This is a genomic window from Allobosea thiooxidans (genome assembly GCF_900168195.1).
GTDB lineage: Bacteria > Pseudomonadota > Alphaproteobacteria > Rhizobiales > Beijerinckiaceae > Allobosea > Allobosea thiooxidans.
In genome coordinates this window covers 169,136-185,609 of sequence record NZ_FUYX01000008.1, presented here as the reverse complement: position 1 = coordinate 185,609, position 16,474 = coordinate 169,136, and the positions used below count along the sequence as shown (strand labels likewise).

At 68.5% G+C, this 16,474-nt stretch carries 13 protein-coding genes; 4 read left to right on the top strand and 9 right to left on the bottom strand.

Annotation, left to right across the window (positions count from 1 at the left end; genetic code table 11):
• Window positions 1–119: 119 nt before the first annotated feature.
• Genes B5Y19_RS15835 through B5Y19_RS15825 form a run of 3 tightly spaced genes read right to left on the bottom strand, consistent with a single transcriptional unit; the run spans window position 120 to window position 4,536 of the window.
• Window positions 120–1,700: an ABC transporter substrate-binding protein gene (locus B5Y19_RS15835; RefSeq protein WP_055727777.1), complete on the bottom strand. Its 1,581-nt coding sequence runs from the start codon at window positions 1,698–1,700 to the stop codon at window positions 120–122.
• Window positions 1,701–1,732: 32 nt separating this feature from the next.
• Entirely contained in the window at window positions 1,733–3,202 is a 1,470-nt protein-coding gene (locus tag B5Y19_RS15830) for a M81 family metallopeptidase (protein WP_055727776.1), read from the bottom strand.
• An 8-nt stretch (window positions 3,203–3,210) separates the two neighbouring features.
• The gene (locus B5Y19_RS15825; protein WP_055727775.1) at window positions 3,211–4,536 is read right to left on the bottom strand and encodes an aspartate aminotransferase family protein; all 1,326 of its coding nucleotides are present in this window, start codon (window positions 4,534–4,536) and stop codon (window positions 3,211–3,213) included.
• A 236-nt stretch (window positions 4,537–4,772) separates the two neighbouring features.
• Here B5Y19_RS15825 and B5Y19_RS15820 point away from each other — a divergent pair, with 236 nt between their 5' ends.
• The 3 genes from B5Y19_RS15820 (at window position 4,773) to chrA (ending at window position 8,041) form a co-directional block, all read left to right on the top strand.
• Entirely contained in the window at window positions 4,773–5,663 is an 891-nt protein-coding gene (locus B5Y19_RS15820; RefSeq protein WP_055727774.1) for a MurR/RpiR family transcriptional regulator, read from the top strand.
• Between the two features lie 148 nt (window positions 5,664–5,811).
• Window positions 5,812–6,630, top strand: coding sequence for a chromate resistance protein ChrB domain-containing protein (locus B5Y19_RS15815; RefSeq protein ID WP_055727773.1), 819 nt, complete (start codon window positions 5,812–5,814; stop codon window positions 6,628–6,630).
• 10 nt (window positions 6,631–6,640) lie between these two features.
• Window positions 6,641–8,041 carry a chromate efflux transporter gene (chrA, locus tag B5Y19_RS15810; protein ID WP_055727772.1) on the top strand — a complete coding sequence of 467 codons (1,401 nt, stop codon included), beginning with the start codon at window positions 6,641–6,643 and terminating at the stop codon, window positions 8,039–8,041.
• Window positions 8,042–8,095: 54 nt separating this feature from the next.
• On the opposite strand, the gene B5Y19_RS15805 is transcribed toward chrA, so the two are convergent.
• From B5Y19_RS15805 to B5Y19_RS15785, 5 genes are all read right to left on the bottom strand, one after another.
• Entirely contained in the window at window positions 8,096–9,259 is a 1,164-nt protein-coding gene (locus tag B5Y19_RS15805) for a Gfo/Idh/MocA family protein (RefSeq protein WP_055727830.1), read from the bottom strand.
• 66 nt (window positions 9,260–9,325) lie between these two features.
• Window positions 9,326–10,288, bottom strand: coding sequence for a substrate-binding domain-containing protein (locus B5Y19_RS15800; RefSeq protein ID WP_055727771.1), 963 nt, complete (start codon window positions 10,286–10,288; stop codon window positions 9,326–9,328).
• A gap of 27 nt (window positions 10,289–10,315) precedes the next feature.
• On the bottom strand, window positions 10,316–11,332 hold the full coding sequence (locus B5Y19_RS15795; protein ID WP_055727770.1) for an ABC transporter permease: 1,017 nt from the start codon (window positions 11,330–11,332) through the stop codon (window positions 10,316–10,318).
• Window positions 11,319–12,836 carry a sugar ABC transporter ATP-binding protein gene (locus B5Y19_RS15790; protein WP_055727769.1) on the bottom strand — a complete coding sequence of 506 codons (1,518 nt, stop codon included), beginning with the start codon at window positions 12,834–12,836 and terminating at the stop codon, window positions 11,319–11,321. Before B5Y19_RS15790 ends, B5Y19_RS15795 begins: the two co-directional genes overlap by 14 nt.
• The gene (locus tag B5Y19_RS15785) at window positions 12,833–14,029 is read right to left on the bottom strand and encodes an ROK family protein (protein WP_139384412.1); all 1,197 of its coding nucleotides are present in this window, start codon (window positions 14,027–14,029) and stop codon (window positions 12,833–12,835) included. Before B5Y19_RS15785 ends, B5Y19_RS15790 begins: the two co-directional genes overlap by 4 nt.
• Before the next feature lie 206 nt (window positions 14,030–14,235).
• Here B5Y19_RS15785 and B5Y19_RS15780 point away from each other — a divergent pair, with 206 nt between their 5' ends.
• Window positions 14,236–15,291 (top strand): sugar phosphate isomerase/epimerase family protein, encoded by a 1,056-nt coding sequence (locus tag B5Y19_RS15780; protein ID WP_055727767.1) that lies wholly within the window; start codon window positions 14,236–14,238, stop codon window positions 15,289–15,291.
• Window positions 15,292–15,343: 52 nt separating this feature from the next.
• Here the strand turns inward: B5Y19_RS15780 and purU are convergent, their stop codons facing one another.
• The gene (gene purU, locus B5Y19_RS15775; RefSeq protein ID WP_055727766.1) at window positions 15,344–16,216 is read right to left on the bottom strand and encodes a formyltetrahydrofolate deformylase; all 873 of its coding nucleotides are present in this window, start codon (window positions 16,214–16,216) and stop codon (window positions 15,344–15,346) included.
• Between the last annotated feature and the right edge of the window lie 258 nt (window positions 16,217–16,474).

Sequence of the window (16,474 nt, the reverse complement as noted above, 5' to 3'; positions counted from 1 at the left end):
TCCGTGCGCCGGGGCATCGGCCCGAAAGATGAAATGCGGCACCCGGAAAAGCCGGTGCCGGAAATGAACGCGGCCTGGACCGGGCGGCGGCAAGCGCGCCGCCGCCCGTCATCGGCGGGTTACTTGCTCACGCCCCAGAACAGGGTGAGCGGGCCAGGCTGGACGTTCTTCAGATTGGCGCGCCAGGCGGCAACCGACTCGAACTCGCCGGCGTTGAAGTAGAAGCCCTCGTCGAAGGCGATCTGCTGGATCTCCCGGGCGATCTTCTTCTGCTCGTCGAGCGTCGGCGCGGTGAGGAAGGCGGTGCGCAACTCCTCGACGCGGGCATTGCGCGGCCAGCCCGACCAGGCGGTGTCCGAGCCCGAGCCGTCGAGCAGCGCATGCACGGTCGGGTTCCAGATGCCGGAGACGCCCCAATAGGTGAACAGCATGTTCCAGCCACCCTGCGCCACCGGCTGCCACCCGTTCTTGCGCGATTGCTGCGTCGCCCAATCCATCGTGGCGACATCGACCTTGAAGCCGGCTTCGCGCAGGCGCTCGGCCGCGACGATCGGCTGGGTGGACAGGATGGTCAGGTCCGTCGGCTGCATCATCAGCACCGGCGTGCCGTCATAGCCCGAGGCCTTGAGCAGCTCCTTGGCCTTGGCCATGCGTTCCTTGGCGCTGCCCTTGAGGTATTCCGCGCCGGCGTCGGAGGCGAGCGGCACGCCACAGCCATAGACCGAGGCGCAGAGCTTGTAATACTGGCCGTCGCCGATCGCAGTCTGCATCAGCTGCTCCTGATCGAGCGCGTACATCGCCGCCTGACGGATCTTCGGATTGTCGAAGGGCGGCAGGCGATGGTTGAAGCGGCCGGTGACCTGGTTGCCGAGGGTGGTCGTGGCGCCGGTCTTGATCTCGTCATTGGCCTTGAGCAGCGGCAGCAGGTCGATCGTCACCTGCTCGATCAGGTCGACGTCGCCGGACTGCAGCGCGTTGATCGAGGTCTGCATGTCCGGCATCGCCTTCCAGACGACCTTGTCGACATTCACGACCTTGCCGCCGGCGGTCCAGCTCATCGGCTCGGAACGCGGCTTGTAATCGGTGTTCTTGACGTAGACCGCCTGATCGCCGGGGCGATACTGGGCGGCGACGAACTTGAACGGGCCGGAGCCGATCATCTCGGTCACCTGCTGGCCGGCGGGCGTCTCGGCCAGGCGCTTGGGCATCATGAAGGGCGGCACCGGCGAGGGCTTCGCCAGGAGCTCGAGCACCTGGCCGAAGGGCTTCGCCAGCTTGATGACCAGCACCTTGTCGGAGGTCGCCTCGATCGACGCGACATAGGTCATCATGGTGCGCCCGGCGCCGTCATTGGCACCCCAGCGCTTGAGCGAGGCGACGCAGTCCTCGGCCTTCACCGGCGTGCCGTCATGCCATTTCAGCCCGTCGCGCAGGGTGAAGGTGTAGGTCAGCTTGTCGTCCGAGACGGCGTAGTCGGCCATCTGCGGCTGCGGGTTGTACTTGGCGTCCATGCCGAGCAGCGTGTCGAACACCATGAAGCCGTGCGTGCGCACGATCTGGGCGGTGCTCAGGATCGGGTCCAGCGTCCTGAGCGGCGCCTGCATGACGACGTTGAGCGCCGTCTCGGCAAAGGCCGGCATCGCGTGAAGGGAGCCGGCCAGCAGCGCGGCAGCCCCGAATGTCTTGAACCGAAACGTCATGTTTTCCCCTCGCTTCTGGTTGGTTGTTGATGTCAGACCGGAGCGTCGCTCCACGGATAGGCACGGGCCGTGTCGAGCTGCCGGTACGGGATCAGGCGCACATCGGCCGGGCCGAGATCGGGCGTGTCGACCACCAGGATGCGGTCGGCCATCGGCTCGTAGAAATCGCGGAAATGCGTCTTCGAGCGCAGCAGGATGACGTCGTAATCCTCCGGCTTCTCGCCGAAGATGAAGAACGGATCGCCATCGACCGCGAAGGCGAAATGCGAAACGACCGAAATCCGGATCGCGCCGACCTGAATGAGCGCCGTCAGCCCGAGATCGACGAAGGAACCGTGCTGGTAGCGCCCCGACACGGTGAAGGATTTCGGCCCGGACCAAAGGACGCGCGCCACCGCCTCGACCGGACCGCCGGTCTCCGGCGCCGTCCTGCCGGCGAGCCGGACCGTGATCTCGGCCCCCTCGCCCGCGTCATGCGCCTGTGCGGCGGTCTCGGGATCGAGCAGGAAGGGCACGTTGACCCGGCCGACATCGCGGCCGAGCAGCGCCCGCAGCAGATGGGTCGAGTCGTTCATCCGGTCGGCATGCTCGAGCAGCACGATCGGGCGGCCCTTCGCCGGCTTGCCCTCGATATCGGCCAGCGCCTCTTCCACGCCCTGGATCGGAATCGCGCTCGCGATGGCGTGGCGCGCCTCTCGCAGCCGATCGGAGAAGGCTTCGGCCTTGGCTTCGGCGGCCTCCTGCCCCTCCCAGTCGAGGCAGATCACCGACATGCCGGTATTGGGGCTGTCGGCATAGGAGAAGCCGGCCATGATCGAGATGTCGCAATCACCCGCCGCCTCGGCTGCGCGCGCCGCGGCGATGATCGAAGCCAGCGGCTCGAGCGCGGTCGCCGACATGATCGAGGGAATGACGACGTCGGGACGCGCCACCGCCAGCCCGGGGCGCCGTCCCTCGCGCAGCAGCCTGAGCAGGGCGCGAGTGGCGCGCTCGCCGGTCTCGCCCATGTCGATATGAGGCGAATGGCGATAGGCGACAGCAATGTCCGCCCGGCGTAGGGTCCTGCGGTCGATATTGCCGTGATAATCGAGCGCGACCGCGATCGGCAGCGACGGCGCCGCGGCGCGCACCGCATCGATGACAGACCGCTCGACATCCTCATACCCGGCCGCCCAGCAGGCGCCGTGCAGGAACAGGACGACGCCATCGAGCGGGCCGTTGCCGGCGAGGCCTTCGACGATCTCACGCGTGTAGTGATCGACCGCCTCGTGCGAGGCCGGGCCGAGCGCGCCGAGCAGCGTGTGGAACAGCGGCACGAACTCCGCGCCTTCCGCCTCGCAGATCCTGAGGCAACCGCCCGGCACCGTGTTGGTGCCGCGAAAGCGCTCCGTCAGCGCAGCCCCGCGCACGCAGACGCGCTCGAATTCCGCCAGTTCCACGATCTGCGGAACGGCCGTGACCGATTCGAGATTGAAGCCGGCGAAGGCGATGCGGGGCGCCATGACGGTCGTCAGCCCTTGACCGCGGCGTCGATCGCGCCGCCGATCCGCTCGACGATCTGGTCGATCTCCTCGGGCGTGATGATGTAGGGCGGGGCCAGAAGCACATGGTCGCCGAGCCGCCCGTCGATGGTGCCGCCCATCGGGTAGCTCATCAGGCCGCGCGCCATCGCTTCCTTCTTGATCCGGGCATGCATCTTCAGCGCCGGATCGAACGGGGCCTTGGTCTCCTTGTCCGCGACGATCTCGATGCCGCGGAACAGGCCGCGTCCACGAATGTCGCCGACATGGGGATGCTGGCCGAGACGGGCATCGAGCCCTGCCTGCAGGCGCTCGCCCATCAGCCGGACATTCTCCAGCATCTGCGGCTGCGAGATCAGCTCGACGACCTTGTTGGCCGCTGCCGCCGCCATCGGGTGGCAGATATAGGTGTGGCCGTGCTGGAACAGCCCCGAGCCCTCGGCGAAGGCGCGGTAGATCTTCTCGGACAGCAGCACCGCGCCGATCGGCTGGTAGCCGCCGCCGAGGCCCTTGGCGATGGTGACGAGATCGGGCGAGATGCCCTCCTGCTCGCAGGCGAACATCGTGCCGGTGCGGCCCATGCCGCACATCACCTCGTCGAGGATCAGCAGCACGCCGTATTTGTCGCAGATGCGGCGGATGCGGGCGAAGTAGTCCGCGACCGGCCCGACGGCGCCGAGCGTCGCGCCGACCACCGGCTCGGCCACGAAGGCGATGACTTCCTCGGCGCCAAGCTCGAGGATCTTGGCTTCCAGCTCGTCGGCGAGCCGGGCGGCATAGGCCTCGGGCGTCTCGCCGTCCTTCTGGTCGCGATAGGCGTAACAGGGCGAGACATGGTGGGTCTCAGGCAGGATCGGCTGGAACTGCGCCCGCCGCCAGGCATTGCCGCCGGCGGCCAGCGCCCCCAGCGTGTTGCCGTGATAGCTCTGCCGGCGCGCGATGAAATGCCGGCGCTGCGGCTGGCCGATCTCGACGAAATACTGCCGCGCCATCTTCATCGCGGCCTCGACGGCCTCGGAGCCGCCTGAGACGAGATAGACGTAGTCGAGCCCCTCCGGCGCCAGGCCGACGAGCCGCTCCGCCAGTTCCTCGGCGACATCGGTGGTGAAGAAGGAGGTGTGGGCGTAGGCGATGCGGTCCATCTGCGCGCGCATCGCGGCCATGACCTCGGGATGGCCGTGACCGAGGCAGGAGACGGCTGCGCCGCCCGAGCCGTCGATATAGCTGCGGCCATCCTTGTCGGTGATGAAGACGCCCTGCCCTGCCACCGCTGCAGGAAGTCGGCCACCGATGGAGCGATGCAGGATCCTGGTCATCTCGACTTCCCGGATTGCGCGGACGTGCCGCCGCGGCGGAAAGCTCATCCCATACCCAGGACACCTTTGCAACATTTGTTTTATGTGACACATATTGGAAACGATTGGGCCCAATATTGTTTCAGCGAAACACTTGAGCAAACGCGTTCGGGCTTGAGGCCAGCGCCAGAATCCGTTTGAAATCCGCCGAAGGCGCGGGAATCGTCGGGTCAGGACACAGGAAGGGCGCGATTCAAATGTTGCAGAACGACCCCTTGCGCGATCACATCATCAGCCGCTTCGACGGCATGTCGCCGCAACTGCAGCAGGCGGCGCGCTATATCCTGGAGCATCCGCAGGAGGTGGCGCTGGTCTCGATGCGCGAGCTCTCGCGCAATGCCGGCGTCCAGCCCTCGACCATGACGCGGCTCGCCAAGTTCCTCGACTTGCCGGGCTACGACGACATCCGCGCCCATCATGCCGAGGCGCTGCGCTTCCGCGCCGACGGCTTCGCGGCGCGCGCCATGCAGCACAGCGAGAACGAGCAGGACATGGCGGCGGCGCAGCTCTCGCGCCGCATGCTGCAGGGCCTCGCCACCCAGATCGCGCGGCTGTCGGAACCGGCCTCGCTGGAACGCCTCGCGGCCGCGGCCGACCGACTGGCGCAGGCCCGTCGGGTCTATGTGCTGGGCTTGCGCTCCTGCCACTCCGTCGCCTGGCATTTCCACTATGTGATGGCGCTGCTCGGCGAGAAGACGATCCATCTCGACGGGCCGGCCGACACGGTGGGCGACGGGCTGATCCGGGCCGACGCCGAGGACGTGCTGCTCGCGATCTCGATCAATCCCTATTCGCGGCACAGCCTCGAGCTCGCGCAGCTCGCGCGCGAGAAGGGCCTCGGCATCGTCGCGATCACGGACAGTGAGGTCTCGCCGCTGGTCGGCGTCGCCGACCACGCCATCCTCTGCTCCACCGAGAGCCAGAGCTTCTTCCACACGCTGACGCCGGCACTGGCGGTCTCCGAGGTGCTGTGCGGCCTCCTGGCGAACAAGGACCGGACCGCGGCGCTCGAAGCGCTGCAGCGCGCCGACCGGCATCTGCTCTCGCTCAACACCTATGCCAGCGCCATCCCCCGCCGCCGGCTCTGAAAGTTCGGCTTCGGGCTTGCATTGGGACTTGCTGCGCAGGCCGTCAGAGCAGTAAAAAGGGATCAGAGGGGTTCCATCGCGACGACCCCGTGAGGCGCCAGCCCAACGTTCGCGTCCATTGTCCTCGTAGAACAGGATGGACGCCGCCATGGCCTCGTTCACGCAAATCACCACCGCCCAACTCACCAGGCTCGTCGGGCTGCCCGATGCGCCGACGCTGATCGACGTCAGGATCCCGGACGATCTGGCCGCCGATCCGCGCCTGCTGCCCGGCGCCGCGCTGCGCTCGCACCAATCCGTCGCCGACTGGGCCAAGGACTATGCCGGCCAGCAGGTCATCGTCGTCTGCCAGCGCGGCCAGAAGCTCAGCGAAGGCGTCGCGGCCTGGCTCCGGCATGAGGGTATCCCCGCTGAAAATCTCGAAGGCGGCTTCGAAGCCTGGCGCGACGGCGGCGGGCTCCTGGTCAAGACCGACAAGCTCCCGCCGCGCGACGCGGCCGGCCGCACCCTCTGGGTGACGCGGGCACGCCCGAAGATCGACCGCATCGCCTGTCCCTGGCTGATCCGGCGCTTCGTCGATCCCGGCGCGGTGTTCCTGTTCGTCACCGCCGCGGAGGTTCCGGATGTCGCCGACCGCTTCGGCGCCACGCCGTTCGACATCGACGGCGTGTTCTGGAGCCATCGCGGCGAGCGCTGCAGCTTCGACACCATGATCGAGGAGTTCGGGCTCGCCTCCCCGGCGCTCGACCAGCTCGCGACGATCGTCAGGGCCGCGGACACCGCGCGCCTCGATCTCGTCCCCCAGGCCGCCGGCTTCCTCGCCGCCTCGCTCGGGCTCTCGCGCATGTTCCGGGACGATCTCGAACAGCTCGAGGCCGGAATGCTCCTCTACGACGCCTTCTATCGCTGGTGCCGGGATGCGACCGACGAAACCCATAACTGGCCATCCGGCCCGAAGCACGGGTAGGGAGGCCGGGATGACGTCAACGACCGATCATGACGCCGCGGTCTCGGCATCGCGGGTGCCGAGCTTCGCTGAGGCCTTCAGGGTCTGGGCGCGGATCGGCTGCCTCTCCTTCGGCGGCCCGGCCGGGCAGATCGCCCTGATGCACAAGGAGCTCGTCGAGGAGCGCCGCTGGATCGGCGAGCAGCGTTTCCTGCACGCCCTGAACTACTGCATGCTGCTGCCCGGCCCCGAGGCGCAGCAGCTCGCCGTCTATATCGGCTGGCTGATGCACCGCACCCTCGGCGGCCTCGTCGCGGGCCTGCTCTTCGTCGTGCCCGGCGCGCTGGTGATGCTGGGCCTGAGCCTTCTCTATGTGCTCTATCGCCACATCCCCCTGATCGACGCCGTGTTCTTCGGCGTGAAGGCCGCGGTGCTCGCGGTCGTGGTCGAGGCGGGCCTGAGGATCAGCCGGCGCGCGCTCAGGAACCGGGCGATGGTGATGATCGCAATCGTCGCCTTCATCGGCATCTTCGTGATGAAGATCCCGTTCCCGATCATCATCCTGGCCGCGGGAATCGTCGGCTGGCTCGGGCATCGCATCGCGCCCGCAACCTTCTCGGGCAACGGCCACGCCGGAAAGCAGGGCCAGCCCGCGTTCAAGGGCACGATCGACCTGATGTTCGAGCGTGGCGAGCTTGCCCATGCCGAGCCCTCGGCAGCGAAGGCGCTGAGGGTCTGCGCGGTCTGGCTGCCGCTCTGGCTCGGGCCGGTCGCGCTGCTCTGGCTGCTGGCCGGGCCGCACAGCGTCTGGACCCAGGTCAGCGGCTTCTTCAGCGCGATGGCGATCGTCACCTTCGGCGGCGCCTATGCCGTCCTGGCCTATGTCGCGCAGGCGGCCGTGGAGACCTTCGGCTGGCTCGCGCCCGGCGAGATGCTCGACGGGCTCGGCCTGGCCGAGACCACCCCCGGGCCGCTGATCCTGGTGCTGCAATTCGTCGGCTTCCTGGCCTCCTACCGGGCTGCGGGCGGGCTCGACCCGCTGCTCGCGGGCGCCCTGGGGGCGTTGCTGACGCTCTGGGTCACCTTCGCGCCGTGCTTCTTCTGGATCTTCCTCGGCGCGCCCTATGTCGAGGCCCTGCGCGGCAGCAAGGCGCTGTCGGCGGCGCTGACCGCGATCACCGCCGCGGTCGTCGGCGTCATCATGAACCTCGCCCTCTGGTTCGGCCTGCATGTGGTGTTCCGGGAGGTGCGCCCGATCGCGTTCCTCGGCCTGACGCCCGACCTGCCGGTCCTGTCCTCGCTCGACTGGCGGGCGGCGCTGCTCTCCGCAGCGGCCATGCTGGCGATGCTGCGCTTTCGGATGGGGATGGTCCCGACGCTCGCAGCCTCCGCCCTCGCCGGGGTCGCGATCATCCGGCTCACCGGAGGTTGAGACGGCGGGCCGCCGGCATCACGGCGGCGTGTCGGGCCACTAGCTGCCCTTTGGCTACGGGAAGCGCAGCCAGCGGTGCCCGGCCGAGGACGCGACGGCGCATTCGATGAAGCGGACGCCGCGCGCGCCATCCGCCACGGTCGGGTAGTCGGCGTCGAGCGGGTCGGCGGCGACGCCGTTCCGGCGGGCGCGGATATCGGCGAAGACGCCGCGATAGACGTTGGCGAAGGCCTCGATGAAGCCTTCCGGGTGGCCGGGCGGTATCCGCCCTGCCCGGCGCGCCGATTCGCCGAGCCAGGGCGAGGCGCGCGTCAGGATCTGCATCGGTCCGTCGCGGCGGTGATGGACCAGCCGGTTCGGCTCCTCCTGCCGCCATTCCAGCGTGCCGTCCTCGCCAGAGACACGCAGGCGCAGGTCGTTCTCCAGCCCGGCATTGATCTGCGAGGCGACGAGCACGCCCCGTGCCCCACCCGCGAAACGCAGCAGGATGCTGGCGTCGTCGTCGAGCGCACGGCCCGGGACCAGCGCACCGAGATCGGCCACCAGCTCCTCGATCGCAAGGCCGGTCACGGCCGAGACGAGATTCTCGGCATGCGAGCCGATATCGCCGAGCGCCCCGGCAATGCCGCTGCGGGCAGGATCGGTGCGCCAGCCGGCCTGCTTGTTGCCGGTCGCCTCCAGCGCGGTGGCGAGCCAGCCCTGATTGTACTCGACCACGACCTTGCGGATGGCGCCGAGCGCGCCGGAGCGCACCATCTCGCGCGCCTGCCGCACCATCGGATAGCCGGTGTAGTTGTAGGTGACGCCGAAGACCGTGCCGCGCGCCGAAACCGTTTCGACCAGCGCCTCGGCCTGAGCGCCGGTATGGACCAGCGGCTTGTCGCAGACGACGTTGAAGCCGGCATCGGCGAAGGCGTGCGCGATCGGGAAATGGCTGTCGGTCGGCGTGACAATGACGACGGCGTCGACGCGCTCCTCGGCTGGGCGCTTCAGCTCCGCCTCCAGCAATGCCTGCCAGCTCGCATGATTGCCGGCATCCGCGAGCCCGAGCGCCCGACCGGAGGCGAGCGCCTTCTCCGGCGTCGCGGACAGGGCACCGGCCGCCAGCTCGGCCAGCCCGTCGAGGGCGATGGCGTGGCGATGCACGGCGCCGATGAAGGCGCCGTGACCGCCGCCGACCATGGCATAGCGCATCCGGGGCAACGTCGCGTCGATCATCGGCTCATCCATGCGTGGGAAGGACGGCCGCTCCGCGGGCGAAGCGGCCGCAAGGGCGCCTCGGCCTCAGAATGGCGAGTCGGGATGGTAGAAGTCCTTGGCATTGCCCTTGTCGATCAGCACCGAGGGGATGATCGTGGTCGCCGGCAGCTTCTCGCCCTTGAGCCGCGCCTCCGCCGTCAGCTTGATCGCGTCGTAGATGAACTTCGGCGAATAGCTGACATTCGCCTGGATGCGCGGATCCTTGTTGTCGATGATCAGCTTGACCATGTCCTTGGCGCCGGCGCCGCCGAAGATGATCTTGATGTCCTTGCGCCCCGCCTGGTCGATCGCCCGGATCGCGCCGAAGGCCATGTCGTCATCGGCCGCCCAGAAGGCGTCGATATCCTTGAAGCGCGTCAGGAAGTCCTGCGTCACCTTGTAGGCGTCGTCGCGGTTCCAGTTGGCGTATTTGGCGTCGAGCAGCTTGATGTCGGGATGGCCTTTCAGCACGCCGTTGAAGGCATCCATGCGCTCGTTGTCGAGCGTGGTCGGGATGCCGCGCAGCGCCACGACGGTGCCCTTCCCGCCCAGCGTCTTGGCGATGTACTCGGCCGGGATCTTGCCGAAGGCGGTGTTGTCGCCGGCGACATAGGCATCCTGGGCGGAGGTGTCGGTGAGGCCGCGGTCGACCACCGTCACATAGGCGCCCTTGGCCTTCACATTGGCGACCGGCCGGGTCAGCGCCGCCGACTCGAAGGGGAAGACGACGAGCGCATTGATCTTGTTGACCGTGCTCAGGTCCTGGAGCTGGTTGGCCTGCTCGGTCGCGTTGGCGGCGGTGCGGATCGTGATCTTGAGGTCCTTGTGCTTGGCTTCGAGATCCTTCTTGGCCTGGTTGGCCCAGTAGTTGATGCCGCCCATGAAGCTGTGCGTCGCGGCCGGAATCGAGACGCCGAGATTGACGGGCTCGGCGGCGGCACCGCTCGCCGCGAAGGCGAGGCCGGCTGCGGCGGCAAGCATGAGGCTGCGTCTGGTCTGCATGGACATCGCTTTCTCTCCCTGTATGGCCAACCTTCAGCGGCGGCCTTTCTGCAAAAACGCGACGGTGATGATGACGAAGCCCTGCACGGCGGCGTTGAGATAGACGCTGATCAGGCTCGTCAGGTTGAGGATGTTGCTGATCACCGAGAGCAGGATCGCGCCGATGACCGTGCCGGTGATGCTGCCATGGCCGCCCTTCAGCGCGGCGCCGCCGACGATGACCGAGGCGATCGCCTCGAGCTCCCAGAGCAGGCCCGTGGTCGGCGAGGCCGAGCCGAGGCGCGGCACGTAGAGCAGCGTGGCGATGCCGACGCAGATGCCGAGCAGCATGTAGGTGAGGATCTTGACCCGCTCGACATCGACCGCCGCGTAGCGGGCGACCGTCTCGTTGGAGCCGATGGCCTGGACATGGCGGCCGAAGGCCGTCTTGTTCAGGATCACCGCGCCGACGATCGCGACCAGCAGGAAGACCACGACCGGGATCGGGACGCCGGCGAGGCTGCCGTAATAGACCGGGGCATAGATGTCGGCGAGGTTGTTCTCCAGCGTCAGCGCCCCGCCATCCGCGAAATAGGTCAGGTAGGCCCGGAAGATGCCGAGCGTGCCGAGCGTGACGATGAACGGCTCGATCCGCCCCTTCGCGATCAGCACGCCATGGATCAGCCCGAAGACGGCGCCGAGCAGCACGGCAAGCCCGGCGCCGCACACCACCGCGAGCAGGGGCGAGCCGAGCGCGCCCGCCGCCCAGTTGATGAACATGATGACGCAGCCGGCGATCAGCGCCGCCATCGAGCCGACCGAGAGGTCGATGCCGCCCAGGATGATGACGAAGCACATCCCGACCGCGATGATGCCGATGAAGGCCGTGCGGGTGAGCACGTTGAGGCCGTTGTCGAGCGTGGCGAAATCGCCGTTGAGCAGCGCGCCGAGGCCGCAGAGCAGGATCAGGCCGATGACCGGCCCGATGCTGGCGATGCGCTCCGCCAGAGGCGTTCCGTTCTCCCGCCGCCCGCCGGCGGCTGCGCCCTGCAGGGTCTCAGGCTGCGACATGGCGCGCTCCCGTTGCGTAGGCGATCATCGTCTCCTCCGTCATCTCGTCTCCGCCGACGGTCGCGACCAGCCGCCCCTCGCGCATGATCGCGACGCGATGGGCGAGGCCGATCAGCTCGATCAGTTCCGAGGAGATCACGACGACGGCGAGCCCCTTCGCCGCCAGCTTCTGGATCAGGAAGTAGATCTCGCGCTTGGCGCCGACATCGACGCCGCGCGTCGGCTCGTCGAGCACCACGACCCGCGGCTCCGGATGCAGCACCTTGGCCAGCGCCAGCTTCTGCTGGTTGCCGCCGGAGAGCGACGCGGCGCGCGCTTCCAGCGAGCCGGTGCGGATGCCGAATTCGGCGACGGCGCCCTTCAGCGCCTCGCGCTCTGCGCCCTGGTCGAGCCAGGGCCGGGCATAGCGCTCCAGCGCCATCAGGGTGAGGTTAGGACGCAACGGAAAGGCGGTGTGCAGCCCCTTCCCCTTGCGGTCCTCGCTCAGATAGGTGAGGCCGTTGCGGGCGGCGTCACGGGGCGAGCGCAGCGCGGCCGGCCTGCCGCCGAGCCGGATCGTGCCGCTGCCCGGCCTCAGCCCCATGATGCCTTCGAACAGCTCGGTGCGGCCGGCGCCGACCAGCCCCGCGAAGCCGAGGATCTCGCCCGGCCGCACGGCGAAGGAAACGTCCTGCGCCCAGCCGGGCACGGTGAAGCCTTCGACCTGCAGCGCGGGCGCGGCCGCCGCCTGCGGCTCCACCTTGTCGGGGAAGAGATCGGCGATCTCGCGCCCGACCATCATCGTCGCCATGTCGTGGCGGGTGAGCGAGGCGGTGGGCGCCCGGCCGACCAGCCGGCCGTCGCGCATCACCACGACCTCGTCGGTGATGCGCTCCACCTCGTCGAGCTTGTGCGAAATGTAGACGATGGTGACGCCCTGCGCCTTCATCCGCTCGATCAGGCCGAACAGCCGCGAGACCTCGGACGGCGTCAGCGTCGCGGTCGGCTCGTCCATGATGAGGAAGCGCGCCTTGCGCGACAGCGCCTTGGCGATCTCGACCAGCTGCTTCTCGGCGACGATCAGGCGGCGCACTGGCTCGTCCGGATCGCGCGTGAGGCCGACCGCGGCGAGCGCGGCCTCAGCCTCGCTGCGCATCGCGCGCTCGTCGAGAAACCAGCCCTTGCGGCGCTCATGCCCGAGGAAGATGTTGCCGGCGATCGAGAGATCCTCCGCCAGGTTGAATTCCTGGTGGATCAGCACGATCCCGCGCGCCTCCGCGTCGCGGGAGCCGGAGAAGGCGACGGCTTCGCCGTCGACCAGCACCCGGCCCTCGCTCGGCTGTTCGTAGCCGGCGAGGATCTTCATCAGAGTCGACTTGCCGGCGCCGTTCTCGCCGAGCAGCCCGTAGACGCGGCCGGGCTCGAGCGCGAAGGAGACGCCGTGCAGGACCTGGACCGGCCCGAAGCGCTTGACGATGCCGTCGAAGGCGACGGACAGCCCCGCCTGCTGCTGCGTCCCGCTCATGCCGGGCTCCCGCTGCGCAGGGCCTCGCGCATGGCGAGCACGCCTGCGCCGATCAGCCCCGTCTCGGAGCCGAGCGGCGCGGCGGTGATCTCGAGATGGCGGGTCGAGAGGGCGAGCGAACGCTGGTTCACGCTCTGGCGGATCGCGGCGAGGAACATCGGGCCGATCGCCGAGACGCCGCCGCCGATGAAGATGTGGGACGGGTTGTAGAAGTTCACGAGCGCCGCCAGCACCTGGCCGATCAGCCGGCCGGAGCGGCGCACGATCGCATCCGCCTCGGCATCGCCGGCGCGGCAGGCGGCGCCGACATCGCTCGCCTCCACCCTGCCCTTCTCGGCGAGCTTCGCCGCCAGCGCCGGGCTGCGCCCGCTCTGCGCCGCATCGACGCCCATCGCCACGATGGCCGGCGCCGCGGCCATGGCCTCGACGCAGCCGCGATTGCCGCAGCGGCAGAGCGGCCCCTCCGGATCGGCGCAGATATGGCCGATATCGCCGGCCGAGCCGGTGGCGCCGCGATAGAGCTCGCCATGGCAGACGATGCCGCAGCCGATGCCGGTGCCGACCTTGATCACCAGGAAATTGTCGATCTGCTTGCGCTGGCGCCAGAGCACGCCGAGCGCCATCAGGTTCACGTCGTTGTCGACGAAGACCGGAGCGTCGGTGATCTCCCGCATGTCGTCGCGGATGGCATAGCTGTCCCAGCCCGGCATCAGCGGCGGGTTGACGAGCTGGCCGACGGCGAAATTGACCGGGCCGGGCACGCCGATGCCGACCGCGAGCACCCGATCCGGCGCGATGCCGTTCTGCGCCAGCATGGCCGGCAGCAGGCTGCGCAGCCGGGCCATGATCGGCCCCGGGCCGGCCTGGACGTCGGCCTCCTGGGAATGGCGGGCGATGATGGTGAGGTCCGGCCGCAGCAGCGCCACATCGAGGCTGGTCGCGCCGATGTCGACGCCGAAAAGCACGCCGATGCGGCCATGGACCTTGAGCGTCTCCGGACGTCGCCCGCCGGTCGAATGCTGGGCACCCGCCTCGTCGAGCAACCCCTGGTCGAGGAGCCCCGCCGTCAGCGCATTCGTCTTGCTGCGCGAGAACTGCAGCGTGTCGGCCAACGCATGGCGCGCGACGCCGCCCGACCAGAAGGTCGCTTCGAGCAGCGCGAGCTCATCCGGGCTCAAGCGGTGCCAGGGCAAGGCGATGGCCGACCTCCCAATATGCGTTCGGCCTGTTCGCGACCGATTGCCGTGAGGCTAGAAAAGCCGGCCGCGCCTCTCAAGACCGAACTTCGGCCAAAATCAGGCAAAAGCTTCCTCGAAGATCCCGCCGCGGCGGGCCGGCTGCGGTCTGGACGAAACTGCGCGCCTCGCGCCAAGCTGGGCGGAAACGGGAGAATCCGCCGATGCCGGCCACGATGCAAGGCCCCGCCATCTTTCTCGCCCAGTTCGCGGGCGACACCGCGCCTTTCGACGACTGGAACGCGATTACCCGCTGGGCCGCGGGCCTCGGCTATCGCGGCGTGCAGTTGCCCTCCTCGGATGCGCGTTTCTTCGATCTCGAGAAGGCGGCGGCTTCACAGGATTATTGCGACGAGATCGCCGGCATCGCCCGCGCCAACGGCGTCGCGATCACCGAGCTCTCGACCCATATCCAGGGCCAGCTCGTCGCGGTCCATCCCGCCTATGACGCCGCCTTCGACGTATTCGCGCCTGCCCGCCTGCGCGGCAAGCCGGCGGAGCGGCAGGCCTGGGCGGTCGAGCAGATGAAGCTTGCGGCCAAGGCGTCGCGCCGCCTCGGCCTCGACGGTTCGGTCAGCTTCACCGGCGCGCTCGCCTGGCCGTTCCTCTACCCCTGGCCGCAGCGCCCCGCTGGGCTGGTCGACGAGGCCTTTGGCGAACTGGCGAAGCGCTGGCGGCCGATCCTCGACGTCTATGAGGAGCATGGCGTCGATATCGGCTTCGAGATCCATCCCGGCGAGGACGTCTTCGACGGCGCGACTTTCGAACTCTTCCTCGACCGCCTCGGCGGTCACCGCCGCTGCCGGATCAATTACGACCCCTCGCATTTCCTGCTGCAGCAGCTCGATTACCTCGCCTTCATCGACATCTATCATGAGCGCATCAGCGCTTTCCATGTGAAGGACGCCGAGTTCCGGCCGAACGGCCGCCAGGGCGTCTATTCCGGCTTCGCCTCATGGCTCGACCGGGCCGGACGCTTCCGCTCGCTCGGCGACGGCCAGGTCGACTTCAAGGCGATCTTCTCGAAGCTCGCCCAATACGGTTTCGACGGCTGGGCCGTGCTGGAATGGGAATGCGCCCTGAAGCATCCCGAGGACGGCGCGCGCGAGGGCGCCCGCTTCATCGCCGACCACATCATCCGCGTGACGGAAACCGCCTTCGACGATTTCGCCGGCGGCGGCGGGCCGGACCTGGCGCGCCGGATGCTCGGCCTCGGCTAGCCGGCGCGGCTTTTCCCGCCGCGCCGGGCTTCCCCATCGGCTGAAGCGCGCCTCAATCCGTGAAGACGACGGTCTTCTTGCCGTTCAGCAATACGCGGTCCTCGAGATGGCAGCGCACGGCGCGCGCCAGCACGCGCCGCTCGATGTCGCGCCCCTTGCGGACGAGGTCGTCGGGCGTGTCGCGATGGGAGATGCGCTCGACGTCCTGCTCGATGATCGGGCCCTCGTCGAGATCGGAGGTGACGTAATGCGCCGTCGCCCCGATCAGCTTGACGCCGCGCTCATGGGCCTGGTGGTAGGGCTTGGCGCCCTTGAAGCCGGGCAGGAACGAGTGGTGGATGTTGATGCAGCGCCCGGTCAGCTTGGCCGAGAGGCCGTCCGAGAGGATCTGCATGTAGCGGGCGAGCACGACGAGCTCGGTCTGCGTCTCCTGGATCAGCCGCCAGAGCTCGGCCTCCTGCTCCATCTTCGTCTGCCGGTTGATCGGCATGTGGTGGAACGGCAGGTCGCCGAGATCGGTCGAGGCGATGTGCTCGCGGGCATGGTTCGAGACGATGCCGGTGATGTCCATCGGCAATTCGCCGATGCGCCAGCGATAGATCAGGTCGGCGAGGCAATGGTCGAATTTCGAGACCAGCAGCATGACGCGCTTGCGCGCCGCCGCATCGCGCAGCGAAACGGTCATCCCGAAGCGCGCCGCGAGTTCGTCGACGAGCGCGCGGATCTCCGCGACGCCGCGCGCGCCCTCCAGCCGGTCGAACACGACCCGCATGAAGAAGCGCCCGGTCTCGATGTCGTCGAATTGCTGGGCGTCGCGGATATTGCAGCCGGCCTCGGCGAGCAGCGTCGAGACGGCGGCGACGATGCCCGGCCGGTCGGGGCAGGAAAGAGCGAGAATCAGAGAAGAAGAAGAAGAATCGGACATGGGGACAGCGGCCCGCTCGCACGGGCTCCCGAAGCTGGAAGGTACGGGGAGGATGGCGGGATGGGGTGGCGCGCGACGCGCTGCCGTCAACCTCGGCCGGTCGTAAAGGCGCGGCCGGAAACCGCCGCGTCTGCAGCGAACCGGAACCGGGACATTACCGCCACGCTGGGCACGACCATGACCTCGAACAGAAACCGCCCGGCCCGTCGGCGGGCCGCCGCAGATGCAGGCCGCGATCGGCGCCGCTTGTCAAGCGGC